Source organism: Mycobacterium sp. NAZ190054 (genome assembly GCF_001545925.1).
Lineage (GTDB): Bacteria > Actinomycetota > Actinomycetes > Mycobacteriales > Mycobacteriaceae > Mycobacterium.
In genome coordinates this window covers 1-25,910 of sequence record NZ_LMVQ01000446.1, presented here as the reverse complement: position 1 = coordinate 25,910, position 25,910 = coordinate 1, and the positions used below count along the sequence as shown (strand labels likewise).

Annotated in this window: 29 protein-coding genes and 1 pseudogene; 20 read left to right on the top strand and 10 right to left on the bottom strand. The window is 67.3% G+C overall.

Annotated features, from left to right (window positions below; genetic code table 11):
* Positions 1–343, top strand: a pseudogene (locus ASJ79_RS34430) (hypothetical protein); the annotation flags it as partial.
* Positions 343–1,551, top strand: a complete 1,209-nt coding sequence (locus ASJ79_RS24005; protein ID WP_067960860.1) for a DUF1214 domain-containing protein — start codon at positions 343–345, stop codon at positions 1,549–1,551. The pseudogene ASJ79_RS34430 and the gene ASJ79_RS24005, both read left to right, overlap by 1 nt.
* A gap of 10 nt (positions 1,552–1,561) precedes the next feature.
* Here the strand turns inward: ASJ79_RS24005 and ASJ79_RS24000 are convergent, their stop codons facing one another.
* The 3 genes from ASJ79_RS24000 to ASJ79_RS23990 are packed head-to-tail and all read right to left on the bottom strand — an operon-like array spanning position 1,562 to position 3,911.
* A complete protein-coding gene (locus ASJ79_RS24000; protein WP_067960857.1) occupies positions 1,562–1,969 on the bottom strand; it encodes a DUF2628 domain-containing protein in 408 nt (135 codons plus the stop codon).
* A 57-nt stretch (positions 1,970–2,026) separates the two neighbouring features.
* Positions 2,027–3,100, bottom strand: coding sequence for a dihydrodipicolinate reductase (locus ASJ79_RS23995; RefSeq protein ID WP_067960854.1), 1,074 nt, complete (start codon positions 3,098–3,100; stop codon positions 2,027–2,029).
* A 22-nt stretch (positions 3,101–3,122) separates the two neighbouring features.
* Complete coding sequence (locus tag ASJ79_RS23990; RefSeq protein ID WP_067960851.1) at positions 3,123–3,911, bottom strand: SDR family NAD(P)-dependent oxidoreductase; 789 nt, start codon at positions 3,909–3,911, stop codon at positions 3,123–3,125.
* Positions 3,912–4,111: 200 nt separating this feature from the next.
* Here ASJ79_RS23990 and ASJ79_RS23985 point away from each other — a divergent pair, with 200 nt between their 5' ends.
* Genes ASJ79_RS23985 through ASJ79_RS23920 form a run of 16 tightly spaced genes read left to right on the top strand, consistent with a single transcriptional unit; the run spans position 4,112 to position 16,644 of the window.
* Entirely contained in the window at positions 4,112–4,843 is a 732-nt protein-coding gene (locus ASJ79_RS23985; protein WP_067960848.1) for a hypothetical protein, read from the top strand.
* Between the two features lie 26 nt (positions 4,844–4,869).
* Complete coding sequence (locus ASJ79_RS23980; RefSeq protein WP_067960845.1) at positions 4,870–5,472, top strand: TetR/AcrR family transcriptional regulator; 603 nt, start codon at positions 4,870–4,872, stop codon at positions 5,470–5,472.
* A gap of 45 nt (positions 5,473–5,517) precedes the next feature.
* Entirely contained in the window at positions 5,518–5,640 is a 123-nt protein-coding gene (locus ASJ79_RS34830; RefSeq protein WP_255374764.1) for a hypothetical protein, read from the top strand.
* Positions 5,641–5,651: 11 nt separating this feature from the next.
* The gene (locus ASJ79_RS23975) at positions 5,652–7,184 is read left to right on the top strand and encodes a nitric oxide reductase activation protein NorD (RefSeq protein WP_067960843.1); all 1,533 of its coding nucleotides are present in this window, start codon (positions 5,652–5,654) and stop codon (positions 7,182–7,184) included.
* Entirely contained in the window at positions 7,181–7,981 is an 801-nt protein-coding gene (locus ASJ79_RS23970; protein WP_067960839.1) for a CbbQ/NirQ/NorQ/GpvN family protein, read from the top strand. Before ASJ79_RS23975 ends, ASJ79_RS23970 begins: the two co-directional genes overlap by 4 nt.
* Positions 7,982–7,996: 15 nt before the next feature.
* Complete coding sequence (locus ASJ79_RS34825) at positions 7,997–8,128, top strand: hypothetical protein (RefSeq protein ID WP_255374763.1); 132 nt, start codon at positions 7,997–7,999, stop codon at positions 8,126–8,128.
* The gene (locus ASJ79_RS23965) at positions 8,125–8,859 is read left to right on the top strand and encodes a hypothetical protein (RefSeq protein ID WP_369803754.1); all 735 of its coding nucleotides are present in this window, start codon (positions 8,125–8,127) and stop codon (positions 8,857–8,859) included. Before ASJ79_RS34825 ends, ASJ79_RS23965 begins: the two co-directional genes overlap by 4 nt.
* 8 nt (positions 8,860–8,867) lie before the next feature.
* Positions 8,868–9,293 carry a hypothetical protein gene (locus ASJ79_RS23960; protein WP_197420353.1) on the top strand — a complete coding sequence of 142 codons (426 nt, stop codon included), beginning with the start codon at positions 8,868–8,870 and terminating at the stop codon, positions 9,291–9,293.
* Positions 9,290–10,507 carry a cytochrome P450 gene (locus tag ASJ79_RS23955; RefSeq protein ID WP_067960831.1) on the top strand — a complete coding sequence of 406 codons (1,218 nt, stop codon included), beginning with the start codon at positions 9,290–9,292 and terminating at the stop codon, positions 10,505–10,507. The genes ASJ79_RS23960 and ASJ79_RS23955 overlap by 4 nt, the downstream gene beginning before the upstream one ends.
* On the top strand, positions 10,504–11,544 hold the full coding sequence (locus tag ASJ79_RS23950) for a dihydrodipicolinate reductase (RefSeq protein WP_067960827.1): 1,041 nt from the start codon (positions 10,504–10,506) through the stop codon (positions 11,542–11,544). The genes ASJ79_RS23955 and ASJ79_RS23950 overlap by 4 nt, the downstream gene beginning before the upstream one ends.
* Before the next feature lie 11 nt (positions 11,545–11,555).
* The gene (locus ASJ79_RS23945; protein ID WP_067960824.1) at positions 11,556–12,614 is read left to right on the top strand and encodes a dihydrodipicolinate reductase; all 1,059 of its coding nucleotides are present in this window, start codon (positions 11,556–11,558) and stop codon (positions 12,612–12,614) included.
* A complete protein-coding gene (locus tag ASJ79_RS23940; RefSeq protein ID WP_067960820.1) occupies positions 12,611–13,027 on the top strand; it encodes a hypothetical protein in 417 nt (138 codons plus the stop codon). Before ASJ79_RS23945 ends, ASJ79_RS23940 begins: the two co-directional genes overlap by 4 nt.
* Positions 13,024–14,196, top strand: coding sequence for a cytochrome P450 (locus ASJ79_RS23935; RefSeq protein ID WP_067960817.1), 1,173 nt, complete (start codon positions 13,024–13,026; stop codon positions 14,194–14,196). The genes ASJ79_RS23940 and ASJ79_RS23935 overlap by 4 nt, the downstream gene beginning before the upstream one ends.
* Positions 14,193–15,419 (top strand): cytochrome P450, encoded by a 1,227-nt coding sequence (locus tag ASJ79_RS23930; protein ID WP_067960814.1) that lies wholly within the window; start codon positions 14,193–14,195, stop codon positions 15,417–15,419. Before ASJ79_RS23935 ends, ASJ79_RS23930 begins: the two co-directional genes overlap by 4 nt.
* On the top strand, positions 15,416–15,982 hold the full coding sequence (locus tag ASJ79_RS23925; RefSeq protein WP_067960812.1) for an isomerase: 567 nt from the start codon (positions 15,416–15,418) through the stop codon (positions 15,980–15,982). Before ASJ79_RS23930 ends, ASJ79_RS23925 begins: the two co-directional genes overlap by 4 nt.
* 2 nt (positions 15,983–15,984) lie before the next feature.
* Positions 15,985–16,644: an NAD(P)H-binding protein gene (locus ASJ79_RS23920; protein WP_067960809.1), complete on the top strand. Its 660-nt coding sequence runs from the start codon at positions 15,985–15,987 to the stop codon at positions 16,642–16,644.
* A gap of 7 nt (positions 16,645–16,651) precedes the next feature.
* Here ASJ79_RS23920 and ASJ79_RS23915 read toward each other — a convergent pair whose 3' ends face one another.
* Positions 16,652–18,079: a cytochrome P450 gene (locus tag ASJ79_RS23915; protein WP_067960807.1), complete on the bottom strand. Its 1,428-nt coding sequence runs from the start codon at positions 18,077–18,079 to the stop codon at positions 16,652–16,654.
* Positions 18,080–18,185: 106 nt separating this feature from the next.
* Between ASJ79_RS23915 and ASJ79_RS23910 the strand changes: the two genes are divergently transcribed.
* The gene (locus tag ASJ79_RS23910; RefSeq protein ID WP_067960805.1) at positions 18,186–18,848 is read left to right on the top strand and encodes a transcriptional regulator; all 663 of its coding nucleotides are present in this window, start codon (positions 18,186–18,188) and stop codon (positions 18,846–18,848) included.
* A gap of 26 nt (positions 18,849–18,874) precedes the next feature.
* Here ASJ79_RS23910 and ASJ79_RS23905 read toward each other — a convergent pair whose 3' ends face one another.
* From ASJ79_RS23905 to ASJ79_RS23880, 6 genes are read right to left on the bottom strand one after another with little or no spacing between them, the layout of a single operon-like run.
* Positions 18,875–19,312, bottom strand: a complete 438-nt coding sequence (locus ASJ79_RS23905; RefSeq protein WP_067960802.1) for an SRPBCC family protein — start codon at positions 19,310–19,312, stop codon at positions 18,875–18,877.
* Between the two features lie 13 nt (positions 19,313–19,325).
* Positions 19,326–19,595: an antitoxin gene (locus tag ASJ79_RS23900; protein WP_067960798.1), complete on the bottom strand. Its 270-nt coding sequence runs from the start codon at positions 19,593–19,595 to the stop codon at positions 19,326–19,328.
* 10 nt (positions 19,596–19,605) lie between these two features.
* Positions 19,606–21,993 carry a cation-translocating P-type ATPase gene (locus tag ASJ79_RS23895; RefSeq protein WP_067960795.1) on the bottom strand — a complete coding sequence of 796 codons (2,388 nt, stop codon included), beginning with the start codon at positions 21,991–21,993 and terminating at the stop codon, positions 19,606–19,608.
* Positions 21,990–23,579 (bottom strand): serine hydrolase, encoded by a 1,590-nt coding sequence (locus ASJ79_RS23890; protein WP_067960864.1) that lies wholly within the window; start codon positions 23,577–23,579, stop codon positions 21,990–21,992. The genes ASJ79_RS23895 and ASJ79_RS23890 overlap by 4 nt, the downstream gene beginning before the upstream one ends.
* A 27-nt stretch (positions 23,580–23,606) precedes the next feature.
* A complete protein-coding gene (locus tag ASJ79_RS23885; RefSeq protein ID WP_067960793.1) occupies positions 23,607–24,716 on the bottom strand; it encodes an MBL fold metallo-hydrolase in 1,110 nt (369 codons plus the stop codon).
* The gene (locus tag ASJ79_RS23880; protein ID WP_067960790.1) at positions 24,716–25,450 is read right to left on the bottom strand and encodes an enoyl-CoA hydratase; all 735 of its coding nucleotides are present in this window, start codon (positions 25,448–25,450) and stop codon (positions 24,716–24,718) included. Before ASJ79_RS23880 ends, ASJ79_RS23885 begins: the two co-directional genes overlap by 1 nt.
* Before the next feature lie 26 nt (positions 25,451–25,476).
* Here ASJ79_RS23880 and ASJ79_RS23875 point away from each other — a divergent pair.
* Positions 25,477–25,910: carboxyl transferase domain-containing protein (locus tag ASJ79_RS23875; protein WP_304439123.1), on the top strand; the 434-nt coding region annotated here is incomplete at its 3' end.

The window sequence follows — 25,910 nt, the reverse complement described above, 5'->3', positions numbered from 1 at the left end:
CGAAACCGAGCGCGGCGCCGAGGACGGCGGCCGGGGCGACGAGCGACCCGACGGGCAGCCCGAGCTGGTTGACGGTGTCGAGCGCGACGAGGATGTAGAGCACCGCGATCGCGACCGACGAGATGACTACGTGCTCGGCGACCGGGCGCTGCCCGCGCGGGCGGTGCCCGGGGACGGCGCGATCCCGTTGCAACCGCTGATCTCTGCGGTGATCGAGGCCGGCTACCCGCACGGTTTCGACCTCGAGCTGATCGGGCCGCGGATCGACCGGGAGGGCCGCGATGCCGCCGCGGCGCGCGCCTGCGCCGTGGTCTCGGAGATGCTGTCACGGGCCGGGGCCTGATGGCGTTCGGCGACGGACCCGACGACGCCGCACTACGCGCGGCATGGGCGGCGTTCTGCGACCGGCTGCGTAGCGCCGGCGATCAGGTGTTCAAGGATCACAATGCCGCGTCGAGTGTGCAACGCGCCGACGCGATGCGCGCGCTGACCCAGAACCTGGGCCAGGCTTTCGATCTCGCGCTGGAGACCGCGGACCCGCGGTACCCCCTGGTGCACGCGTTCAACACGCCGCTGCGCAAGCTCGGTGGTGACTGCGCCGACTTCACCTACCACCAGGCGTGGATCGACGGCTCGCATGTCTACCGCATCAGCGGCAACCGCGGCACCGCACCGTTTTTCAACATCACCGTGCACGGCGCCCGTCCGGCCGGACCGGGCGTGCTGCACGAACCGTTCGGGGACGTCCCGGAGACGAATCTGTTCGGCCATCAGCTGACCACCTCACCCGGCGGTGACTTCGAGCTCTACGTCGGCGGCCCGCGGCGGGGGCCGAACTGGTTGCCGACCACCGAAGGCTCCCGAAAACTGTTCATCCGTCAGGGTTTCGACCGGTGGGACGAACACCCGGCCGAGCTGCGCATCGAACGGGTGGGCATGCGCACACCGCGCCCGGTGCCCACCGTCGCCGACCTGGTGACCGCGATCGGGTGGGCGGGTGACTTCCTCACCGGTGTGATGACCGACTGGCCGGAGTTCCCGTTCACCCACGGCGGTGTCGATGCCGAGCAGCCCAACCGGTTCCCGGTCACGGAGCCGACCGACGGGGACGACAAGCGCGGCCGGGCGGCGGTGAACATGTACTGGGAGCTCGACTCCGACGAGGCTCTGATCGTCGAGTTCGACGCGCACGAAGGGCTGTGGAGCCTGACCAACATGGGCATGTTCTTCACGAGCATGGACTACCTGTACCGGCCGGTGAGCTACACGCCGAGTCGCACCGCGGTGGACGGCGACGGCCGCATCCGGATCGTGATGGCCCACGACGATCCCGGCGTGCACAACTGGCTGGACACGCAGGGCTTCGAGCGCGGGAACCTCACCTACCGGCACATGCTGGCCGGGGCGCCCGCGGCCCTCGGCACGCGGCTGGTCAAGCGCGCGGAGCTGACGCGTGCGCTGCCGGCGGACACGGCGACGGTGAGCCGGGAGCAGCGCGCCCGACAACTGCGTGAGCGCTTCGACGGGATCCGGCGCCGGCACCGGATGTGACGGGCCGCGCTCAGCGCCGGCCGGACATGCCCTCCCACGGATTCCACGACCGGCTGCCCGCGACCACGTGAAGGTAGTACGCGTAGTTGGCGGTCGTCATCGCCAGCACGGGCACGATCAGCGACGCCGCCCGCTCGACGACGGCCCCGACGTCTACAAACACCAGAACCACCGCCAGCACGCAGGCCAGCAGCAGCAGCGTCACACCTTTGCGCCACACGCCCTTGACGAAGAAGTAGATGGGCCCGAACAGGAACGCCCACAGATTCGACGAGATACGGATCCTGTCCCAGAAACTCAGCGCGCGGAAGGCCTGCTTACCCTCCGGGGTGGACGACACGGGACCGTACGTCTCGAAGTACGCGAAACGGATACGCCAGGTCTCCGAGAGCCTCCACACGTCATAGCCGCCACCCACCCAGCCAGCCTAAAGTCCGGCCGCACCCCGCTCGGACAGAAATTTCGGCTCAGCCGCTCACCACATCAACCCGCGGATCATCGCCGTCGGCGGGATGTCCTCGACGGCGACCAGTCCCGCGGGAGCGCGGCACACCCAGTCGATCGCGTTGACCGCCCGGGCCGCCGTCGAAACGCAGCCGGCGTCGGTCACGTCGAGCACCGGATGGGACAGTTGCGTGCTCACCTCGATGTGGGGCTCGCCCTCGACGATGACCCTGTGCACCCCGGTCTGGCCGTCGGGCGGATACTCCCAGTGCGGCGCCGCGGCCGGCGTCAGCCGGGTGGTGTGCTCGACGGTGATCAGCGGTACGCCGTCCCGCACCCCCTCGGCGGCGAAGCGCACGCCCGCCAATCGACCCGGCTCGACCGTCATCATCGTGCACTCGATCCGGTCCGGGGTGTACCAGGGCTCGTACCGCTGCCGCACCTCGTCCAGTCCCACGTCGAGGTGGCGGGCGAGGTTGCGCACCAGGCCGCCGAACATCGAGGTGATCACCCCCGGCTGGAACGCCATCGGCAGATCGTCGTCCGGCGCGGTACCGAAACCCATTGCAGTTCCGGTGTATTCGTAGTCATCGTAGTTGCCGTAGTCGAAGATCTCCTGCACCGTGACCGACTCGGCGCGGGTCACCAGGCTCAGCGCGGCGTGCACCGCGGTGTCGCCGGAGTAGCCGGGGTCGATGCCGTTGACGTAGAGCGAGGAGTTCCCCGCCGCGCAGGCCTGCTCCAGCGGAACCCGCAGCCAGTCGTCGGCCTGGTGCGGGGTCACCAGCCACACCATCGACGTGCCGACGACGTTGATGCCGGCGGACAGGATCCGGGACATCTGGTCGATGGCCTCCATCGGCCGCGTCTCCCCCAGCGCGGTGTAGACCACGCAGTCCGGTCGCAGCGCGATCAGCGCGTCGAGGTCATCGGTCGCCACCACACCCGTCGGTTCTGACAGTCCGCACAGTTCGGCCGCATCCCGGCCGATCTTGTCCGTACTGGCGGCGTGCACACCGATCAACTCCAGATCCGGGCGTCCGATGAGCGCCCGCAGCGCGTGCCTGCCGACATTTCCCGTGGAGAACTGCACCACTCTGCGCATCGTGTACCGACCTGTTTTCCGCTCAGTAGTCAGGGATGGGCAGCGGCGAGTTGTTCGAATCGATGCCGCCGTCGACGTGGAAGATCGCGTTGGTCGCATAGCAGTCGCGGGTCGACAGATACACGCACAACCTCCCGAGGTCCTCTACATCGCCCAGGCGATGCAACGGCGTCGCCTCTTTCATCTTCTCCAGCGACCCGGGTAACAAGTCAAGGCTTCCCTGTAAACCGTCCGTCGCGAACGATCCCAGCGCGATCGCGTTCACCCGGATCTTCGGCGCAAGCTCCTGTGCCATCGCGCGGGTCAGCGCCTCCAGCCCGCCCTTCGCGACGCAGTAGGCCGTCAGCGCGCGAATCCCGAACCGGGCCGACCCTGACGAGATGTTGACGATCGAGCCGCGGCCGGCCTCGATCATGTGCGGCGCGGCGAGCTGGCTCATGATGAATGCCGATGTGACGCACCAGTCGAAGGTGTGCCTGAAGTCCTCGTCGGTGATGTCGAGGAACCGTGCGTACGTCGAGCCCCCGACGTTGTTGATCAGAACGTCGATGCGGCCGAACCGCTCCATCGCGGTGCCGACCACGCGTTCACCGTCGGTCCTGCTCATGGCATCCGCGACGAGTGCGAGCCCCTTACCCCCGGCCGCCTCGATCCCGGCTATGGTCGCCACGATGTCGGATTCCGTTCGCGCGGTACCAACCACGGTCGCCCCGGCCTCTGCCAGGACCCGCGCAATCCCCTGACCCACCCCTTTGCCTGCGCCGGTCACGATGGCGACCTGCCCGTCGAGGGAAAACTGTTCCAGTGCCATGAGGTTCCTCCTCGCTGAGTGAGGCCCATCTAACGACCTGATTTGACTTAAGTCAACGACTTCGATTCGAGTCTGTCGCCGTTATCCATCGTGACCGGACATAAAGTCCGCTAGTTGCACTATGTTTCGGCCACTATCATGTCTGACCGCTGCAATAGCAATGCTTGACTCAAAACGGTTACTGACTATAGTCAGCATCTATGCACCTGCCCACGCTGAACCTGGGCCGCGATCGCAAGAATGGTTCCGGCCCGCGCGCGTCCGCGAGTGGGCTCGACGAGCACATGGAGGCGTCCCAACGGGCGCAACGGCAGGCCGACAAGTGGCTGATATCCGGCAGCCTGCTCATCGGTACCGCGGCACTGGGCATCTTCGGCCTCCCGCTGTTCCTGCGCGGCGTGTGGCTCCTGCGCAAAGCCCAGCGCGACGGGCTGTCGGTGCGCCCCATGCTGGTGACTCTGATCGGATATCTCGTGATCATCGACGCCGCGATCAACACCGTCGGCTGGGCGCTCGACCTCGTCGCCAACCACACCATCCTGGCCCGCATCCTGTTGAACGGCTGGGGAGCGATGTTCGATGCCGGATATTTCTGGCACTACAACGAGCTCTGGCTCGGCGGTGCCGCCGGCCCGGGCGAGAAGGCCATGGAAGTCGGCATGATCCTCACCGTCTTCACCATGCGGATCGCCGCGGCGATCGGCTTCCTGCAGATGAAGCGCTGGGGCCACCAGTGGATGATCATCACGTGCTGGATGGGCATCGTCATCTGGTGCCTGTACGTGTTCAACATGACGATGTACGCCGATGTCCGATTCGCCGGCGTCGTGTTGCCCGTCGTCGGCTGGTGGCTCTACGACATCTTCTACATCACACCGTTCCTGGCGATCCCGTACCTGCATTCGGTCAACCGCGAGATCTTCTCGGATTGATCTCGGTGAAGCGACAGGAAGCGGCCATGACGCCCCCGGTCAAACCGTCGGCTCGGGAGATACGCCGACTGCAGACGCGGGAACGGATACTCGGCGCAGCCATCGCCGAGTTCCAGGCCTCGGGCATGCTCGGCGCAGACGTCGGCGCGATCGTGTCCGCCGCGGGCGTCGCGCACGGAACCTTCTTCTTCCATTTCCCCAGCAAAGAGCACGTCCTGCTCGAGTTGGAAAGACGTGAAGAATCCCGTATGGCAACGGAATTGGCTCGGTTCCTGGACGGCCCGCACGACCTGGCCGCGGCCTTGATGAAAGTGGTCCAACTGGTGTCCGGACTGGAACAGCGGCTCGGTCCGGCGCTGTTCAAAGAGTTCCTGGCGCTGCACTTCTCACCCACCCGGCCGAGTAAGGACGAGTGGTCGGACCATCCCGTCATCGTCTCGCTCGTCCGCGAGATAGAGCGGGCCCGCGGCGACGGCGAAGTGCATCCCGAAGTCGACGCGTTCTACAGCGCCGCATTCTTCCTGCTCGGCATCTACGGCGTGTTGACGACCGTCACCGACAGCGACAGACGCGACGCAATGCTGGCCAATTTGATAGTCACCGCACGTCGAGGTTTGGAGGCTCAGTGACAACCCCCGTGACGATCCCGTCGACAACCCTGAACATCCGATCTTGTGAGGAGAACTGACGTGGGCGGCTGGATCTGGGAGATACTGCGTTATGTAGCCGCCTGGGGCGGCACCGGACTCATCATCTGGTTCTGGTACTGGATGTTCTCCAACATCGGGACCTTCTGAGGCCGCAGCAGATGTCCGAACTTTCCGACGCACACGCGCTGGCGATCGAGCGCAGTTGCGCACTGACCGCGGTCGCGTTGAGCGGGCAACGCCGCTCCGGTGCTCATCTGGTGAGCGGGCAACACCGTGGCTTCGGTTTGAGTTCCATGCTCGACGTGGTGCACGTGCCCTACCCAGTGACGTCACGGGACTGGACCCGTAGAACGTTGACATGCGGTATCGCCCTCCAGTGTTCGCCGTCGAAAGAGCGAATCACCGACTACCGCATCAACGAATTGTCCGCACGCGAGTTGAGCGCACTCACCCTCGTCGAGGCCGGCGTCGCTCTGGGGTGGGTGGCAGCGCACTGGCCCGGCCTGCTCACCGAGATGCGCCGTGTCCTTCCCGACCTCGATGTGGCCGATCCGGACATGGACGCCAAAGAGATGCTCAACCGCGCCGTCGCGTTGGCGCGCACTCGACAGACCCTGGTGGCCGACCCGCTCATCGGGAACCTTCCGCGTGCCTACACGCTGCCGCAGGGATTGTCCGACAAGTTGCGCCGCTCGTTCGGGCGCCTGCCCTGGACCACGAGTCAAAAACGGGTACCGCAACCGCATTCCGTGCCCGCCGGGGGTGACGGTGGTGTCCGCAATCCCAACCTGCCGCCGCCGAGCCGGCCGCAGGACAATGATCTGGACGCCACACCCGAACACCGCCCCGGAATTCCGTACCCGGAATGGAACGCGTGGACCGAGAGCTTCATGCCGGATCACGTTGCGGTACTTGAGCGGGCCCACCAAGGTCACGGCGACCGGCCTGCGGTGATCGCCGTGGACGTTCGGAAATGGTTCGAGAAGAACACCCACCGCGCGATGAAGAACCGTCTCGAGGACGGATCCGACATCGACGTCGACCAGTACGTGGGTCACTACATCGACGTGACCACCGGAGAAGCGGTCGAGCCTCGCATCTTCCGCGAGCTGCTGCCCGCCAGCCGCGACGTCACCACAGCACTGCTGCTCGACGGCAGCTCCTCACTGGGTGTGCACGGCGGCACCGTCTTCAAGCTCGAACTCGCCTGCGCCGACGCACTGTCGCGCGCGATGACGACCGCCCGGGAGCGCCACGGCATCTTCGTCTTCACCGGTAACACGCGCCACCGCGTGGAGGTCAACTGCCTCAAGGACTTTTCCGACCGCCGGTTCGTGGCCCCGGGCAGTCTCGGCCTGTCCACCGCGGGCTACACCCGGCTCGGGGCGCCGCTGCGCCACATGACGAGCAGACTGCTCGCCCAGCCGTCGGAGCGACGGCTGCTCATCGTCATCGGCGACGGACTGATCTCCGACGAGGGGTACGAAGGCCGCTACGCCTGGGCCGACGCGGCCCACGCCGTCGAAGAAGCCCACGACGCGGGTGTCTCGATGTACTACGTCGGCATCGGTCCGGTCCGCGTGGACCCACTGCCTGAGGTGTTCGGGCCCAAACGGTTCCAGCGGATCCGCCGGGTCGAAGACCTTCCCCGCGTCCTCGCCCACGTCCACAAGGAGCTGGTAGCAGCATGACCCACACCTACTACGCGAACGGCACCGAGGTGCAGTTGTTCGAGCGGGCTTACCGGCAGCGCCTGCCCGTGATGCTGACCGGACCCACTGGATGCGGTAAGACCCGACTGGTCGAGCACATGGGGTTGCTACTGGGACGACCGGTGTTCACCATCAGCTGCCACGACGACCTGACCAGCTCCGACCTGGTCGGGCGGTTCATGGTCACCGGCGGTGACGTCACCTGGACCGACGGGCCGCTGACCCGCGCGGTCAAGGCCGGCGCCATCTGCTACCTCGACGAAGTCGTCGAGGCGAGGCATGACTCATTGGCCGTGCTGCACTCGCTGACCGATCACCGGCGCACCCTCTACCTTGACCGAGCAGGCGAAGTGGTGCACGCCCCGGACACTTTCATGCTCGTCTGCTCCTACAACCCGGCCTACCGCAGCTCGCTCAAAGAGCTCAAGCCGTCGTTCCGGCAACGGTTCGTCACCCTGCCGATGCAGTACCTGCCGTCCGACCGGGAAGCTGAGGTGATCGTCGCCGAGGCCGGCGTCGAACTGCCGACCGCCCTGCGGCTGGTCCGGTGCGCCACGGCGATCCGCACCGCGGACGAAGCGTTCCACTTCGAGCCGCCCTCGACCCGGGTGCTCGTCACGGCGGCCCGGCTGATCGCGGCCGGCGCCACAGAACTGGAAGCTGCCGAGGCCTGCGTGCTCGCACCGCTGTCCAGTGACGGCGCCATCTCCGAAGGTCTGCGCGAGGTCGCCGCGGCCGGCCTCGCCGATGCCGACAGTTCGAAGCCCAACCGCTAGGGAGGAGTCGCCGACATGGTCGACCAGAAGGAAAAGAATCGCAAGAAAGCCCTGATCATCCTGCAGATCGTGGTCTACGGGTACCTGCTCACGATGTTCCTCGTCCAGCTCTACATGTCGTTCGCACGCGGCTGGTGGGAACTGTGAACATTCCCCTGCTGAACCGGAAGCCGAGCCCGAAGGTCACTGCGTCTGTGCCGCTTGCGGGTTCGGTCAACCTCGAGGAGCAACACGAGGAGTCGCGTCTGGCCCAGCGGCGCGCCGACAAGTGGATGATCGTCGGCGCCGGGCTGATGGGGATGTGGGCTCCCGGCCTGATCGGCTTGCCGATCTTCATGCGCGGGGTCTGGCTACAGCGGCAGGCAATGCGCGCCGGATACTCCGTGCGCCCGATGATCGTGACGCTCATCGGCTATCTGGTGCTGATCGACGGCATGCTCAACAGCCTCGGCTGGGCATTGGACCTGGTCGCCAACCACACCCTGATCAACCGGGTGCTGATGGTCGGCTGGGGTGCCATGTTCGACGCCGGCTACTTCTGGCACTACAACGAAGCCTGGATCGGCGGTGCCGCCGCGCCGGGCGAGAAGTCCATGGTGTTCGGCATGATCCTCACGGTCTTCGCGATGCGCTGCGCCGCGGCGATCGGCTTCCTGCAGATGAAGCGCTGGGGCCACCAGTGGATGATCATCACCTGCTGGATGGGTGTGCTCATCTGGTGTCTGTACGTGTTCAACATGACGATGTATGCCGACGTGCGCTACGCAGGAGTCGTGTTCCCGGTCATCGGATGGTGGCTCTACGACATCTTCTACATCACACCGTTCCTCGCAATCCCGTACTTACACACGGTCAATCGCGAGATTTTCTCGGACTGAAGGAGCACATTGTGACTGCCCCAGAAGCAACACAGGACAAGGCCGAGGAACTTCCTCCTGGCACCACGCCGTACTACGCGCGGATGCACAAGTGGATCAAACGCGCGGTGCTCGTGTGCCTGGTCGCGCTCGTCATCGAGGGCGCGTTCACACTGCCGTTCATGGCGGTCTATTACGGCTACCCCACGCTGAGCCTCACCGAGATCTGCAGTGAGCTGCTCAAAGTGCGCTACTCGGACGACAAGCTGGAATGCCAGGTGCCGTACCCGGCACTCGGGCCACCGGAAGGCGCGGAAGGCAAGGACACCGCCCGGGACGAGTGGGGCATCCAGCCGGTCCCCAAGTACAACCGGATCGGGTTCCGTGAGCTGGTACGAATCCACCAGGACCGCGAAGCGCGGGAAGCCGCAGGGCAGCAGTCGGACTCGCCATGATCCAGACACCCGAACAGCACGCCCAGAACTGGGATCTACGGCACGCCGACTTCAACGACAACGACTTCCTGTACGAGGTGTACTCGGTGATGCGGGAGAAATCCCCGTTCGCCCGGACCGACAACCCGTTCCTCAGCGCGACGCCCGCGGGAGCCTGGGTGGCGGTGCGTTACGCGGAGTGCGTGCAGATCCTCCAGGATTGGGAACACTTCTCCAGCAACCCGACACCGGAGGGCGCCGAGCAACTTGCCGGTGATCTGGTGATCACCCTCGATCCCCCTCGGCAGCAGAAGTTCCGCAAGGTGCTGAATCCGTACTTCTCACCGGCCCGGATGAAAGCACTGCAACCCCAGATCCGCGCCGAAACAGACCGGCTCCTCGACGAATTCATCGAGACCGGCTCGGGTGACCTCGCCGCGGTCGCCTGGCGGCAGCCCGGGATCGTGTTCTTCAAGTACCTGCTCGGCATGCCCGTCGACGACGTTCCGTTGTGCGTCGAACTCACCGACACCGCGCTCAACGGCAGCACCGAGCAGGACCGCATGGCGGCCTGGGGCGGGCTCTACCAACACCTGCACGATGCGGTCACGGCACGCATGGAACAACCGCCGCGCGACGACATGATCGATGTTCTGCTCTCCGCTGAGATCGACGGTGAGAAGCTGTCCTTCGGTGACGTGGTATCCAACGCCATGCTCCTCGTCCAGGCCGGTCTGGAGACCACTGCCAGCGCAATGTCTTTCGCCTACCATTACCTGGCGACCAATCCGGCCGAGCGCGACCGGCTGATCGCCGATCCCGGCCTGCTGCCACGCGCGGTGGAGGAGTTCATCCGGTTCGCCGGATCCATTCACGGGATCCCGCGCACCGTCGCCAAAGAGGTCGAACTGAGCGGATGCACGTTCTCACCCGGCGAATCGGTGATCGTCAACTACGCCGCCGCCAACCGTGACGAACAGCAGTTTCCCGACGCGGACCGGTGCATCCTGGACCGCCGCGAAAACCGGCACCTCGGCTTCGGCGCAGGCGTGCACCGTTGCCTCGGCTCCAACCTCGCGCGACTGGAGTTCCAGGTCGGGCTCGATCGGGCGCTGCGCCGAATGCCCGATTTCACTCTGGCGCCGGGCGAGCAGGCGAAGTTCCACGGCAACTCCGTCACCCGGGGGTTCCGTTCGGTGCCGGTCACATTCACCCCGGCGGCCAGAACGCAGTGACCTATCGCATCGTGCAGTGGACCACCGGCAACGTCGGCCGCAAGTCGGTCCACGCCATCGCCGCCAACTCGGAGCTCGAGCTTGTCGGCTGCTACGCCTGGTCTGCCGACAAGGTCGGCCACGACGTCGGCGACCTCTGCGGGATCGAGCCGCTCGGAGTCACCGCCACCGACGATGTCGACTCACTGCTGGCTATGAAGCCCGACTGCATCGTCTACAACCCGATGTTCGCCGACGTCGACGAACTGGTCCGCATCCTCGAGTCCGGCATCAACGTCGTCACCACCTCCGAGTTCATCAACGGCAACCGGCTCGGGCCAGACCGTGATCGCATCCTCGACGCGTGCGAAAGGGGCGGCTCGACGATCTTCGGCAGCGGCATCAATCCAGGGTTCATCCAGCTCTTCGCCGTTGTGACCGCGGGCATCTCGGACCGGGTGGACCGGATCCGCATCGTCGAATCGTTCGACACCACGATCTACGACTCACCCCAGACCGAAATCCCGATGGGTTTCGGTCACCCCGACCTGAAGTCGATCACGCAAAGGGGTTCGGGCATATTCGCCGAGGCCGTGCAACTGGTGGCCGACGCACTCGGGGTGAAACTCGACGAACTGCGGTGCGACGCCGACTACGCACAAACCACCGAAGACCTCGAGCTCCCCGGCGGGTGGACCATCGCCGCAGGCTGTGTCGCAGGAATCGACGTGCGGTGGACGGGTATCGCAGGCGGCCGCGACATCGTCGAGGTCCGCGGTATCTGGACCAAGGGGCAGTCGCTGGATCCGCAGTGGTCGACGACCTTCGGCTACACCGTCACCGTCGAGGGCCGACCGACCATCAAGAGCACGCTGAGCTTCGAACCGCCCCCGGACTTCGTCGGTGAAACCCTCGACGACTTCATCATGCTCGGGCTCACCATCACCGCGATGCCCGCGATCACCGCGATCCCCGCCGTGGTCGCCGCAGCCGCGGGTATCGCCACGTACAACGACCTGCCCCTGCTTCTCCCCCGCGGAGTTCTGGCCGCACGCTGAAGGACGATCCCATGACAGACAAGCAGTACCGAGTGATCCAGTGGATGACGGGCGATGTCGGGCAGGTCGGTGTCCGACATTTCGCCGACAACCCGGTGTACGACCTCGTCGGGGTATTGGTGCACAGCAAGGAGAAAGTCGGCAGAGACGCCGGCGAGATCGCAGGAATCAAGCCGATCGGTGTGATGGCGGCCGACGACGTCGACGCCATGGTCGCCCTCGAGGCGGACTGCGTCTTCTACACCCCGATCATCATGGACGTCGACACCGTGTGCCGGCTGCTGCGGTCAGGCAAGAACGTCGTGACCACAGCCGGGTTCTTCCACCCGTCGCCGGATTTCCGCGAGCCGGCCGAACTCATCCGGGCCGCCTGCGACGAGGGCGGGACGTCGTTCCACGGCGGCGGTATCCACCCCGGCTACGCCGGTGACATCCTGCCGCTGACGCTGGCGCGCGTCATGAGCCGGATCGACACCATCCACGTGTACGAGGTGGTCGACGTCCTCAAGGACGCCCCCCTGGATCACATCGACTGGATGGGTTTCGGCAAGAAGAAGGACAAATTCCTCGCCGAGCCGACGATTCTCGGGCTCGGCCTGCCGTTCTTCGCCCAGTCCATGCACATGATCGCCGACGGGCTCGGCCTCACCATCGACGAGGTGACCGCCGCGGAAGTCGGCGTCGCAACCGCCGTCGACGACATCCCGCACGACGAGGGCGCGATCCCGCAAGGCACCGTCGCCGCGCAGCGCCACGAGTGGACGGCATGGGTGGATGGCAAGCCGCTCATCGTCTTTCACGCTGTCTACGTGACCGCGGGCCCGGAACTCCTCGATCCGGGCTGGGACTGGGGCGAGACCCGCTACGAGATCGTCATCGACGGGGACCCGCCCACCGAGCTCACCCTCAAAGGGGTCCGGCGACCTGACGGCACCATGGCCCATCCCGGCTACGACTGGACCGCGATGGGTGCGATCAACGCGATCCCCGACGTGTGTGACGGACCACCCGGCTGGCGCAATCACCTCGACCTCGGCCTGGTCCGGCCGCGCGGGCTGGTCCGGCCATGACCGGCGAACCACGTCTGCACCACGTCGTGTTCGCGGTCGCGCCACAACGGTGGCAGACCACCACACAGATGTTCACCGAGCTCGGATTCGCCTTCAACGCAGGCGAACTCACCGAGCTCGGTGTCCAGGTCCAACTCGACTGGGACCGCGGCGTCGAGTTGATCAGCCCGCTGCCCGGGTCCACCGCGGCCGTGGCGGCCTCGGTCAACGAATTCCTGGACCGCAACGGCGACGGCGTCTACACCGTGGTCCTGCAGGTCCCGGACGGGGCCGCGGCCGAGACCGTCACCGACCGTTACGGCGCGATGATCAGGTTCCGGCAGGGATTCTCCGGAGACGGAACCTACCTCGACGAGATCGACCTGTCGGTTCTCGGACTGCCGCTGACCCTGCTCGCCACCAACGTGCCATGACCGCGACCGCCGACATTCCGGACCTCCCGCAGGTGCTCTACGGAGACCTGCCGATGGCGCGGGACCGGGCCGCCGGATGGGCCACACTGCGCGACCTCGGTCCCGTACTCTACGGCGACGGCTGGTACTACCTCACACGGCGCGAGGACGTCCTCGCCGCACTGCGCGATCCGGAGACCTTCTCGTCCCGGATCGCCTACGACGACATGATCAGCCCGGTTCCGCTGGTGCCGCTCGGCTTCGACCCACCCGAACACACCCGGTACCGCCGGATACTGCATCCGTTCTTCAGTCCGCAGACCCTCGGTGCGCTGCTGCCGTCGTTGCAGAAACAGGCCGTCGACATTGTCGAGGCGATCGCTACGCAGCACGAGTGTGAGGTGATGGCCGAGTTGGCTACCCCGTACCCGTCGCAGGTGTTCCTGACGCTGTTCGGCCTGCCGCTGGAAGACCGTGAACGTCTGATCGCGTGGAAGGACGCGATCATCGCGTTCAGCCTGACCACCGATCCGGACAGCGTCGATCTCACCCCGGCGGCCGAGCTGTTCAGCTATCTCAGCGAAGCCGTCGCCCACCAACGGGAGCACCCGCGCGACGGCATCCTGTCCCACCTGCTGCACGGCGACGACCCTCTCACCGACAACGAAGCGATCGGGCTGTCTCTGGTCTTCGTCCTGGCCGGTCTGGACACCGTCACCGCCACCATCGGCGCGACCATGCTGGAGCTGGCCCGCCGGCCTGACCTGCGCCGGTTACTGCGGGAGGATCCCGACGTCGTCGCAGGGTTCGTCGAGGAGATGATCCGGCTGGAGCCGGCGGCACCGATCGTCGGACGTGTGACCACCAGGCCCCTGACCGTCGCAGGGGTCACGCTGCCGGCCGGTGCCGACGTCCGGCTGTGTCTGGGCGCGATCAACCGGGACGGAAGCGACCCTCAATCGGTCGACGGTCTGGTCCTCGACGGCAAGCTGCACAAGCACTGGGGCTTCGGCGGCGGACCACACCGTTGCCTCGGTTCCCATCTGGCCAGGATGGAACTCAAGCTCGTCGTCACCGAATGGTTGGCCCGCATACCGGAATTCGATCTCTCCCCCGGCTACGTTCCGGAGATCACCTGGCCGTCGGCAACGTGTTCACTGCCGGAACTACCGCTGCGGATCCTCTCGTGACCGCAACCGCGAAGCCGAGCGTGTTCGACGCCGGGCTGCCGACGCTGGACTACGGCTTCACCGACAGCCCCCAGCAGATCTATCCGCAGTTCCGCGCGGCCCAGCAGGTCGCTCCTGTAGCGCTCGGCCCGATCGGTCCCGAGGTGCTCTCCTACGAGATGGCCCGCACCGTCCTGCGCGATCCACGGTTCGTCATCCCGCCGGGAATCCACCTGTCAGCACACGGAATCACGTCAGGACCGTTGTGGGACAGGGTGACCCACAGCATCCTGAACATGGAGGGTGCGGAGCACCGACGGTTGCGCAGCCTGGTGGCGCGGGCCTTCACCCCGCGGGCGACGGCACGCATGCACGGCGCGATCCACACCGTGGTCAACGAGCTGCTCGACGCGGTCCAGGACGCGGGCCGCTGCGAGTTCGTCAACGATGTCGCGCGGCCGTATCCGATCCCGATCATCTGCGCGCTGCTGGGCGCGCCGCGCGAGGACTGGCAGCAGTTCTCCCGGTGGGCCGAGGACATCTTCAAGATCGTCAGCTTTGACTGCAACCTCGCCGAACAAGAGCCCGTCGTGCTGAAGGCATGGGGCGAATTCGACGACTACATCGACGGCATGATCGACGATCGGCGTCAGGACCTGACCGACGATCTGCTGTCCGACCTGATCCGCATCGAGGACGGCGGTGACCGCCTCGACGCCGCCGAGCTGCGCATGCTGGCGTTCTCGGTCCTCGTCGCCGGAACCGACACCACCCGCAGTCAACTCGCCGCGTCGATGCAGGTGCTGTGCGATCACCCGCAGCAGTGGGCGGTGCTGCGGGAGCATCCCGAGCTGGCGATGCGCGCCGTCGAGGAGACGATGCGGCACTCCCCGTCGATGTGCAGCACCGTACGCAGCGTGACCGCCGACGTCGAGATCGGGGACTACAGTTTCCCCGCGGGCACATTCATCGTCGTGAACACCTATGCAGCCAACAGGGACGCCACGGTGTACGACGATCCGGCCCGCTTCGACATCGCCCGGGACGATCCGCCGCCGATCCTGACCTTCGGTGGTGGCGTGCACCACTGCCTCGGCGCCAACCTGGCGCGTCTGGAGCTTGCCGAGGCCCTGAAGATTCTGTCGGTGCGGTTGCCCAACCCGCGGTCCGCCGGCCCCGTGCCGTGGAAGCCGCTGCTGGGGTTGAGCGGCCCGACCAGTCTGCCCCTGGAGTTCGACCGATGAACTACAAGATCGATCCGGACGCCCTGCACTCGGTTGCCGAGCGGGTGGTCGGCCTACCGCTCGACGGCGGCGAACTCGTCACCCGTACCATCGAGCTGCTGGCCGACGCGTACCCGGACCTGGTCGACGACGGCCCCGGCCGCTGGGTGGCCAGCAAGGCCGGAGGCATCCTCGGCAAGGTCCGCTTCCTGTACTTCAGCCCGCGAGAGTACATCGTGATCTTCGGTTCTCCGACTGGCACACAAGGATTTTCGGGACGCTACAAACATGTCGACATCCACAAGTTCCTGCTCGCGGGCCGGATCGACTCCTACGACCTGGAATCCGGCGACACCGCCACGTTGCCGCCGCTGCTGCCCGGCGGACGCACCTGTCTGGAACGCGGGCACGCGCGCGGCCTGACCATCCATCCCGGCTCCTGGCACCTCGAATACGGCCGCGGGGCAGTCGCCACCACACTGCCGTTCGCGATGGTGGATACATTGTTGGTGTCGCTCGAGTTGGAATCGGTGCGCCGGTCGACCGCGGAGTTCGTCAAGGTGGTGCGGCGCCGAAGGAGGTAGCCATGCGCGTCGTCATCGCCGGTGGGCACGGAAAGATCGCTCTAATCACGTCCCGACTGCTGTCGGCGCGCGGCGATTCGGTGGCCGGCTTGATCCGTAACCCCGACCACGCCGACGATCTGCGCGTGGCCGGTGCCGAACCGGTCGTCGTCGACCTCGAGAACACCACCAACGGTGTCGTGTCCACGCACCTGCGCGGCGCCGACGCCGTCATCTTCGCCGCGGGGGCCGGACCGGGCAGCGGGGCGGCACGCAAGGAGACCGTCGACCGCGACGCGGCGATCCTGCTGGCCGACGCCGCCGAAGCGGCCGGGGTGCAGCGCTATCTGATGATCTCGTCGATGGGCGCCGACGCCGACGCGGCCGACGATGCCGGTGATGACGTGTTCGTCGCCTATCTGCGCGCCAAGGGCGCCGCCGACGACGCGGTCCGGGCGCGCGCGGAGCTACGCACCACGATTGTCCGCCCCGGCCGGCTCACCGACGACGAGCCGACCGGGCGGGTGAGGATCGCCGAGCGCACCGGCCGCGGCAGCATCCCCCGAGCCGACGTGGCCGCGGTGTTGGTCGCGGCACTGGACGCCCCGGCCACCGCGGGTCACACGTTCGAGGTCATCTCGGGCGACGTCGCCGTCGCGGATGCGCTGGCCGCCGTCGCATGAGCCCGGTCTAACGGCCGGGCGCCCGCAGGCGCCGCAGTGCGATGGGCAACCCGTCGGCGGGGGTGGGTCCGGTACCCCAGCTCAGTCGTGGGCGGTAACCGGACGGAACCCGCCAGTCGAACTGCCGTAGGAGCCGGTGCATGATCGTTTTCACGCTCATGTCGGCGAACTGCTGGCCGATGCACTTGTGGACCCCACCACCGAAGGGCGCGAAGGCATATCGGTGGATGGGCGTGGAGTCGGCGCCGCCGGTGAACCGGCTCGGGTCGAAGACGTCCGGGTCCGGCCACCAGTCCGGCAGGCGCATGGACGCGTAGACGTTCAGGGCCACCTGGCTGCCGCGGGGGATGTGATGGCCGACGACCTCGGTGTCCTTCAGTGTTTGGCGGAAGAGTGTCCCCGCCGGTGCGTACATCCGCAGGATCTCTTTGAACGCGGCGTCCAGCAGCGGGTGGTCGGCCAGGTCGCTCACGGTGAGCATGTCGCCGCGCTCGGCCGAGGCCTCGTCGCGCAGCGCATCCTGCCAGGCCACGTTTCTGCCGAGTTCGTAGACCAGCATCGACAGGGCGATGGCGCTGGTGTCATGGGCAGCCATCAACAGGAAGATCATGTGGTTGACGATGTCGGCGTCGGTGAAGCTCATGCCGTCCTCGTCGCGGCTGCGGCACAGCATCGAGAACAGGTCGGTGCCTGTGCCGGCGCGTCTGCTCGGGAGCTGGGCGGCGAAATACCGTTCCAGTCGTTCCCGGGCGCGTAAGCCGCGGGCCCAGACGCCGCCGGGAACGTCGGCGCGGATGATCGCCTGTCCCCCGCACACGGTGTGGTGGAAGTCCGAGGACAGCTGCTCGGATTCGGGGCCCAGTGGCGCACCGACGAACACCTCGGCGGCCTGGTCCAGCAGAAGTTGCTTGACCGAGGTGTAAAACGGAAACCTTTGCGACGGAACCCAGTTCGTGATCGTCCGGTCGATACCGGGATGCATCAACTCCAGGTAGCCGTCCAGTGCGGTGTGGGTGAACGCGTGTTGCATGACGCGGCGGTGGTCGCGGTGTTCCTCGAAATCCAGGAGCATGATCCCGCGGTGGAAGAACGGCCCGATCACCGGCGCCCATCCCCGCGTGCTGGAGAACGCCTTGTCCTTGTTGATCCAAACCGTCTCGAGGGCCTGCGGTCCCATCAGCGCGACGATGCGAAAGCCCACCCCGCCGGCCCACCACACCGGGCCGTACCGCTGGTAGCGTCGCCGCGCGAACTCGAGGGGATCGGTGATCGAACTCATGATGTGCCCGATGACGGGAACCCCGTAGTCGCCCATCACCGGCTTGAGGCCGCTGCCGGCGGGCGGGCGGGCCAGTGCGCGTTCCCGACTCGGGTAGCGGGAGGTGACCGATGCGGCCGCCGACTGAAGACGGGCCTTGTGCTGCGTACTCAACATGCCCCCTTCTGGTACGAAACCGTGCCAGTAACTAGTTGGTACGGAACCGTGCCAGATATCGGCCCAGGGTGTCAAGAGTCTGCGGGGTCAGTGCGACGATGGTGGGATGCCCCGCTCTTCCGAACGCAGCTACGGCGGCCTGTCCGCTGAGCAGCGGCGCGCGGAGCGACGAGCTCGGCTGATCGATGCCGCGCTCGACGCCCTGGCCGCCAGTGACTGGCGGTCGATCACCGTCGACAAGCTCTGTCTGGCCGCCGGTCTCAACAAGCGTTACTTCTACGAGAGTTTCACCGACCTCGACGCCGTCGCCGCTGCCGCGGTGGACGACATCGCCGCCGATGTCAGTGCCGCGACACTGGCCGCCGCCGCGGGCGCCGCCGGCGAGCCAGTCGATCGCCAGGCCGAAGCGGCTGTCGACGCCGTGGTCCGCAACCTGGTCGCCGACCCCCGCCGGGCCCGGGTCCTGCTCGGCGGAGTGGCGGCCTCCCCCGCACTGCACCGCCACCGCGAAGCGGTGATGCGCGGGCTGACCTCGGTGCTCGTCGGGCATGCCCGCACCGTGCACGGGGTCGAACTCGAACGAGACCCGTTGGCTGAAGTCGCGCCGGCGTTCGTCATCGGCGGGACCGCCGACGCGATCCTGGCGTTCGTCGACGGACGCGCGAAGGTCACGATCGACGAGCTCGTCGCCGGACTCGCAACGTTGTGGCTGATCACCGGGAACGGCGCGGCCGATGTCGCGCGCTCACGGGTGGCACCGAACGGCTGAATCCCCCGGGCGTGCCGTGCCCCGCGTCAGGACGGCGCGAACACCGCCTTGAAGCGGTTCAGCGACTCCTGGATGTCCCCTTTGAGCGCGCCGGCCACGACCATGCCGATCGGACCGAACAGCGCGGGCCCGCCGAGGTGGACGTCGAAGGTCACGGTCGACCCGACAGCGCTGGGTCTGATCTTGCCGATCAGTTTGACCCTGACCCCGCCCTTGCCGTCGCCGTTGAGCGTCATCGCCTCCGGTGGCCGGTAATGCACCACCGTCCAGCTCACCCGGTTGGGCATGCCCTTGACCTCGACGATCGAGTCGAGCTTGGTGCCCTTCTCGATCACCTCGGGCAGCTTGGACCGCCACACCCGGTGGATCGACAGCCACTCCTTGTATCGGGACAGATCCGACGCGCTCTCCCACGCCTTCTCGGGCGGCAGCGGCACGTCGACGGAGACCGAGAGCTTCGCCATACTGCCGCAGCGCCTACGAGGTCGGGGGAGCCGTCGGAGGCTGTTGCGGCGGCGTGTTCGGCGGCGGCTGAGGCGGCGGCACCTGACCGGACTGCTGACCCGGCGACACCGGACCGGCGTTGTCGGCGACGGCCTTCTTGGCCGCGTCCTGCACCTTGTCGACCGTCGAGGCGTACTTGCCCTGCGTTTTCTTGTCGACGAGGTCACCGGCTTTGTCGATCACGGTGTCGACCTTGTCCGCATTCTTCGACAGAAGATTCTTGGCCTTGTCCAGAAATCCCATACGGCCAACCCTACCGCTCCCGCGGACGCCAGAAAGCTCGGCGTTCTCCCAGTACACGGCCCTGGACCCACCAGATCACCTCGATCGCGACTGCCCCGGCGAGCCCGATCCCGAGTGCCGTCGACGTGATCGCCGCGTTCGACGGATCGAGGATGAACAGCTCGCGTGCGAACGGGATGCTGAAGATCACGACGTAGGCCAGCCCGGAGACCACCACCAGCAACACCCGCCACCATTCGTAGGGACGCGCCACGACCGACAGCACCCACATCGCCGACACCAGCAGCGTGATCAGCGCCGCGGTCGAGGCCTGGGTCTGCTCGGTCTCGGTGGCCGCCCGGCCCTGGTAGGCGAGCAGGTACGAGGTGAACGTCGCGACGCCGACGACGACTCCCGACGGCAGCGCCGATGTCATCACCCGGCGCACGAACCCCGGGTGCGCGCGTTCGTTGTTCGGGGCCAGCGACAGGATGAACGCCGGGATGCCGATGGTGAACCACGCGGCGATGGTGACGTGGATGGGCTGGAACGGGAACGGCAGCGGATCGGAGCCGAACAGCGCGGCCGACAGGCCGCCCAGACCGACGAGCACCGCCAGCAGCACCGAATACACCGTCTTGGTGAGGAACAGATTCGAGACCCGCTCGATGTTGCCGATCACCCGCCGGCCCTCACCCACGACATAAGGCAGGGTGGCGAACTTGTTGTCCAGCAACACGATCTGCGCCACGGCACGCGACGCCGAGCTGCCCGACCCCATCGCGACGCCGATGTCGGCGTCCTTGAGCGCGAGCACGTCGTTGACCCCGTCACCGGTCATCGCGACGGTGTGCCCGCGGGACTGCAGCGCGTGCACCATCGCACGCTTCTGGTCGGGCCGCACCCGGCCGAACGTCGTGTATCCCTCCAGCGTGTCGGCGAGTGCGTCGGGCTGCTCCGGCAGTCGGCGCGCGTCCATCGTCTCGCCGTCCAGCCCCAGCGAGCCGGCCACCGCACCCACCGACACCGCGTTGTCTCCCGAGATGACCTTGATGGAGACCTTCTGCGAGGCGAAGTAATCCAGGGTGTCGCGAGCGTCGGGACGGACCCGTTGCTCCAGCACCACCAACGCGGCGGGGGTGACGGTGCCGGGGGCGTCCGGCGCGTCCACGGGCCGATCACTGGATCCGAGCAGCAGCACCCGCAAACCTTGCGCGCCGATCCGCTCGGCTTCCGCGGCCACCGGCGAGGCCGGGTCCAGCAGCACGTCGGGTGCGCCGATCACCCAGTTGCCGTGGTCGGTGTAGGAGGTGCCGCTCCACTTGGTCGCCGACTTGAACGGCGCGGTGGCCGTCGCCGTCCAGCCCGGCGGCGTCCTGTAGGCCTCGGCGATCGCGGCCATGCTGGCGTTGGGCCGGGCATCGTCGGCGGCCAGCTGTGCCAGCACCTCGGCCACCCCGGACTCGTCGAGCTGTCTGAGATCGCTGACCCGCATGCCGTTCTCGGTCAGCGTGCCGGTCTTGTCGGCGCACACCACATCGACGCGGGCCAGCCCCTCGATCGCGGGCAGCTCGTTGACCAGACACTGCCGGCGGCCCAACCGGATCACCCCGACCGCGAATGCGATCGAGGTCATCAGCACCAGCCCCTCGGGCACCATCGGTACCAGCGCACCGACCATCCGCAGCACCGACTCCCGCCACCCGGCCCCGGTGGTGAACAGCTGGGTGTAGATGATCAGCGCTCCCGCGGGCACCAGCAGATAGGTGATGAACCGCAGGATCTGGTTGATGCCGTTGCGCAGTTCGGATTTCACCAGGGTGAACTTGCTGGCCTCTTCGGCGAGTTTGGCCGCATAGGCCTCCCGCCCCACTTTGGTCGCCCGGTAGGCACCGGCGCCGGCGACGACGAAGCTCCCCGACATCACCAGATCTCCGGCGTCCTTGGCGATCGGGTCGGCTTCGCCGGTCAGCAGCGATTCGTCGACCTCGAGGTTGGTCTCCTCGAGGATCTCTCCGTCGACGACGATCTGATCACCGGGGCCGAGTTCGATGACGTCGTCGAGGACGACCTCGTCGGGCGCCAACGCCCGGGTTCCGGATTGCCTGCGCACCACAGGTTTGGCCTGGCCGACGATGGCGAGCTGGTCCAGGGTCCGCTTGGCGCGCAGTTCCTGGATGATGCCGATCGCGCTGTTGGCGACGATGAGCAGACCGAAGGCACCGTTGATCACCGATCCGGTGGACAGCACGATGACGAACAGCACACCGAGAATCGCGTTGATGCGGGTGAACACGTTGCCGCGGATGATCTCCGACACGCTCCGGGCTGCCCGGGTGGGGACGTCGTTGGTCTTTCCGTCGGCGACGCGCTGCGCCACCTCGGCGTCGGACAGGCCGGTGGCCACAGAGACCGTCATCGGGTGAAGACTCCCTTGCCCTCGTCGTCGAAGTACTCCAGCGTCAGCCGGCCGGCATCGAAGGTGGCCGCCGAAACCGTTCCGGGAGGCGCGTTCTCAGACGACACCGGGAAGGTGAACACGTCGCCGTCCCACGGTGTCAACTCGAAACTGCCGCGCGGTCCGAGGGTGAGCTGTAACCGGCCGTCTCGTGCGGTGACCGTGGCGGGTCCCCAGTAGTCGTTGCGGTACACCCCGGCGTACGACGACAGCGGCGCAGGAGGCTTCGCGTCAGCGGGGCGTTCGCGGCCGACCAGCGCACCGGTCGGCTTGTCCATGTCGGCGAAGGCTTTGCCGTACAACGCATACCAGTCCTCGCGAACCTCGCCGAACTGCACCAGGTCGGCGAACTGGGCGGTCAGCGCCTCAGGGATGCCGGCAGGGGTGGCGTTGGTCAGCGCGACGATCCCGACGTCGGCCGAAGGCAGGAACAGCACGTTGGTCGCCGCGCCGAGTTCGAACGCGCCGGAATGACTGAGCTCGGTGCGCGCGGCCGAGGTGGTGCCCACGTTGAAGCCGTACCCGTAGAAGCCCGACCGCATCGCCGGCTCGGTGCCGCGCGACGACACGGCCTGCGGGGTGATCGCGGGCAACAGCGCCTGCGGGTCGATCAGCGGTCTGCCCTCGTGCTGCCCATCGGCGAGCACCATCGCCATCCACCGGGTCATGTCGTTGACCGACGAACTGGCCCCGCCCGCGGGTGACTGGGCCTGGGCGTCACGCACGTACCGCGGCTCGTACCGGTCGTCGATGCGGATGTGCCCCACCGCGCGGTCGGATCTGCGCTGGTAGTCGGCGAACTTATAGCTGGTGACGGTCATACCGAGCGGTCGCAGCAGCGTCTCGGCGGCGAGGTCCTCCCAGCTCTTGCCGGCGCCGGCGGCCACCGCTTCGGCCCCGGCGGTGAGACCGAAGTTGGTGTAGGCGTAGGAGGTCCGGAACGGGTCGAGCGGGAGCTCGCGCAGCCGTTCGAGCACCTGGCGGCGATCAAAGCCGAGATCTTCGAGCAGGTCTCCGGCATGGTCGGGCAATCCGGAGCGGTGCGCGAACATGTCGCCCACGGTGACCATCTGGGTGACGGCAGGATCGGACAGCGCGAACCACGGCAGCCTGGAGACCACGGGGGTGTCCCAGGCCACCTGGTTCTCGCCGACGAGGCGGGCCACGACGGTCGCGCTCAGCGGCTTGGACAGTGACGCCAGCTGGAACACGGTGTCGGGCTCCACCCGATTGTCCGGCCCGTCTCCGTCCTCGACATTTTTGACGCCGAAACCTTTGGCGTACACCGTTTTTCCGCCATGCACCACCGCCACCGCCATGCCCGGGATACCGGACCGGGACATCAGGTCCTCGGCGATGCCGTCGAGCTCGGAAACCGCGTTGCCGACCGCCTTGTCCGGCAGCGGCATCGCCGGGACGAGCGGAGGCGGCACGTCGGAGGCCGGGCTGGGCGGCGCGGAGGTGGCGGATTCGGCGTTGTCGCCGCCGCAGCCGGCAAGCAGAACGGCCGTCAGCGCGAGCGCGGCCACCCGCGCCGGGGGTTTCATGTCAGCACCGTAACGCGTCACCGCGGCCTAGAAGCGCCACCATGGATCGAAAGTCGAGTCCGGGTCCACCCGCTGTCCGGGTATCGGCACCGCCAGGCGCACCCGTTCGGCCTCGGCAGCGGTGAGCAGCCGTTCGGCCGGCTCCGCCCACGGATGCGGGGCGAGCCGGAACGTCGCCCAGTGGATGGGCACCATCAGGCTGTTGTCCACGTCGGTCAGGTCGAGGTGGGCCCGCACCGCTTCCTCGGGATTCATGTGGATGTCGGCGAACGCGGGATGGTAGGCGCCGATCGGCAGCAGGGTGAGGTCGAACGGTCCGTACTCGGCGCCGATCTCGGCGAAGCTCTTCGTGTAGCCGGTGTCGCCGCCGAAGAACGCCTTGTGTGTCGGTCCGGTGATCACCCACGACGCCCACAGCGTGGCGTCGCGGGAGAACAGCCGGCCGGAGAAGTGCCGGGCGGGGGTGCAGACCAGCGTCAGATCGCCCACCCGGTGCGCCTCCTGCCAGTCCAACTCGACGATGCGACTGTCGGGGATGCCCCATTTGCGCAGGTGAGCGCCGATGCCCAGCGGCACCACGAACGGCGCGCGCTGGGTGTGCGCGAGCCCGACGACGGTGTCGATGTCGAGGTGGTCGTAGTGGTCGTGGCTGATCACGACGGCATCGACGGCGGGCAGCGCCTCGAGCGGCACCGGCACCTCGTGCAGGCGCTGCGGCCCGACCGCGCGCGACGGGGAGCACCGGTTGCTCCACACGGGATCGGCCAACACGCGGTAGCCGTCGATCTCGATCAGCGCGCTGGAGTGGCCGTACCAACTGGCCGCGGCCGGGGAGGGCTCCGTCTTCGGCGGGGCGGCCAGCGGGATCGGTGCGGGCGGCTTGCCCCAGGATGCGGCGTTGGCCAGGTCGCGCAACAGCATGCGCTGCAGCTCGCGGTCCATCGTGATGCCCGACGGCGGCTCGAGGTTGACGAATTTGCCGTCTCTGTAATGCGGGGACCGGCGCGCCACCGGCGCCACCTCGGCCGGGGTCGCGCCCAGCGACGCGGGGGTGCCCTGCAGTGCGCGCAGCACCCAGCCACCGGCGAACAGTGACGCCGTACCGAACCCGTAGCGCAGAGCCGTCCGCACCGCCATCAGGCGCCCTGGAACCTGGGCGGCCGCTTCTCGATGCGCGCCACCTGCGCCTCGATGATGTCCTGGCTGGACCAGGCCCGGTCGAAGAGCTCCCGATGTGCGGGCCAGGGCTCCTCGTAGGCGCCGTCGTCGTTGAGCACCCGCTTCGCGTGTTGCAGCGCCAGCGGCGCGAACCCCGCGATCTCCTGGGCCCACGTTTGCGCGTCGGCCAGCGTCCCGATCCTGTTGGCCATCCCGGTCTGCAGTGCGACGTCGGCGGTGAGCCGTTCGGCGGCCAGCAGCATGCCCCTGGCCCGGCCCGCGCCGACCAGCGAGGTCAACCTGCGGATGCTCCAGTTGTCAAGAGCGATGCCGTATTTCGCGACCGGAAATTGGAAGTAGCCTTCCGGCGCCACGACCCGCAGGTCGCAGATCATCGCCAGGATGACCCCGGCGCCGATGGCGGGTCCGTTGATCGCGCCGATGACCGGGAACGGCGCCTTGTCGATCGCGAGGTTGAGCGCCTTGGCCTTGTCCGGTAGTTCGTCGGCGACACCCTGTCCGCCGGACAGGTCCGCACCCGAGCTGAAGACATGGCCGGCCCCCGTCAGCACGATCGCGCGGACCTCCTCGGCGGCCGCCTTCTCGATCGCCTCACGCAGACCGTCGACCAGTTCGGCGTTCAGTGCGTTGCGGCGCTCCGGGCGCTGCATCTCCAGCGTCATCACGTTGCCGTCGCGGGTCACTCCAATCATGGACAACAGACTATTAGCCTTTTCCTGTGAGCCGGATCCGCGCCCATGCGCTGCGCGACGCAGTCCTCGACGAGGGGTCGTTCATCAGCTGGGACGGGCCGCCGCTGGCCGTGCCGATGTCAGAGCAGTACCGCCGGGAAATGGCCGCGGCCGAGGCGGCCACCGGGCTCGACGAGTCGGTGCTGACCGGTGAGGGCCGGGTGTTCAGCCGTCGGGTGGCGCTGGTGGCGTGTGAGTTCGACTTCCTGGCCGGGTCCATCGGGGTGGCCGCGGCCGAACGCATCATCGCCGCTGTGCAGCGGGCCACGGCCGAGCGGCTGCCGCTGCTGGCGTCGCCGAGTTCGGGCGGCACCCGTATGCAGGAGGGCACCGTCGCGTTCCTGCAGATGGTCAAGATCGCCGCCGCCGTCGAGCTGCACAAGAAGGCCCACCTGCCCTATCTGGTGTACCTGCGGCACCC

Bases quoted from the DNA above. Each gene is read 5' to 3' on its own strand.
- ASJ79_RS23975 (WP_067960843.1), top strand. From the start codon at position 5,652: ATGTCCGAACTTTCCGACGCACACGCGCTGGCGATCGAGCGCAGTTGC.
- ASJ79_RS23900 (WP_067960798.1), bottom strand. From the start codon at position 19,595: ATGGGATTTCTGGACAAGGCCAAGAATCTTCTGTCGAAGAATGCGGAC.
- ASJ79_RS23910 (WP_067960805.1), top strand. From the start codon at position 18,186: ATGCCCCGCTCTTCCGAACGCAGCTACGGCGGCCTGTCCGCTGAGCAG.
- ASJ79_RS23905 (WP_067960802.1), bottom strand. From the start codon at position 19,312: ATGGCGAAGCTCTCGGTCTCCGTCGACGTGCCGCTGCCGCCCGAGAAG.
- ASJ79_RS23985 (WP_067960848.1), top strand. From the start codon at position 4,112: ATGCACCTGCCCACGCTGAACCTGGGCCGCGATCGCAAGAATGGTTCC.
- ASJ79_RS23995 (WP_067960854.1), bottom strand. From the start codon at position 3,100: ATGCGCAGAGTGGTGCAGTTCTCCACGGGAAATGTCGGCAGGCACGCG.
- ASJ79_RS23890 (WP_067960864.1), bottom strand. From the start codon at position 23,579: ATGAAACCCCCGGCGCGGGTGGCCGCGCTCGCGCTGACGGCCGTTCTG.
- ASJ79_RS34825 (WP_255374763.1), top strand. From the start codon at position 7,997: ATGGTCGACCAGAAGGAAAAGAATCGCAAGAAAGCCCTGATCATCCTG.
- ASJ79_RS23925 (WP_067960812.1), top strand. From the start codon at position 15,416: ATGAACTACAAGATCGATCCGGACGCCCTGCACTCGGTTGCCGAGCGG.
- ASJ79_RS23895 (WP_067960795.1), bottom strand. From the start codon at position 21,993: ATGACGGTCTCTGTGGCCACCGGCCTGTCCGACGCCGAGGTGGCGCAG.
- ASJ79_RS23940 (WP_067960820.1), top strand. From the start codon at position 12,611: ATGACCGGCGAACCACGTCTGCACCACGTCGTGTTCGCGGTCGCGCCA.
- ASJ79_RS23935 (WP_067960817.1), top strand. From the start codon at position 13,024: ATGACCGCGACCGCCGACATTCCGGACCTCCCGCAGGTGCTCTACGGA.
- ASJ79_RS23980 (WP_067960845.1), top strand. From the start codon at position 4,870: ATGACGCCCCCGGTCAAACCGTCGGCTCGGGAGATACGCCGACTGCAG.
- ASJ79_RS23955 (WP_067960831.1), top strand. From the start codon at position 9,290: ATGATCCAGACACCCGAACAGCACGCCCAGAACTGGGATCTACGGCAC.
- ASJ79_RS23880 (WP_067960790.1), bottom strand. From the start codon at position 25,450: ATGATTGGAGTGACCCGCGACGGCAACGTGATGACGCTGGAGATGCAG.
- ASJ79_RS23885 (WP_067960793.1), bottom strand. From the start codon at position 24,716: ATGGCGGTGCGGACGGCTCTGCGCTACGGGTTCGGTACGGCGTCACTG.
- ASJ79_RS23970 (WP_067960839.1), top strand. From the start codon at position 7,181: ATGACCCACACCTACTACGCGAACGGCACCGAGGTGCAGTTGTTCGAG.
- ASJ79_RS24005 (WP_067960860.1), top strand. From the start codon at position 343: ATGGCGTTCGGCGACGGACCCGACGACGCCGCACTACGCGCGGCATGG.
- ASJ79_RS23920 (WP_067960809.1), top strand. From the start codon at position 15,985: ATGCGCGTCGTCATCGCCGGTGGGCACGGAAAGATCGCTCTAATCACG.
- ASJ79_RS23915 (WP_067960807.1), bottom strand. From the start codon at position 18,079: ATGTTGAGTACGCAGCACAAGGCCCGTCTTCAGTCGGCGGCCGCATCG.
- ASJ79_RS23945 (WP_067960824.1), top strand. From the start codon at position 11,556: ATGACAGACAAGCAGTACCGAGTGATCCAGTGGATGACGGGCGATGTC.
- ASJ79_RS23990 (WP_067960851.1), bottom strand. From the start codon at position 3,911: ATGGCACTGGAACAGTTTTCCCTCGACGGGCAGGTCGCCATCGTGACC.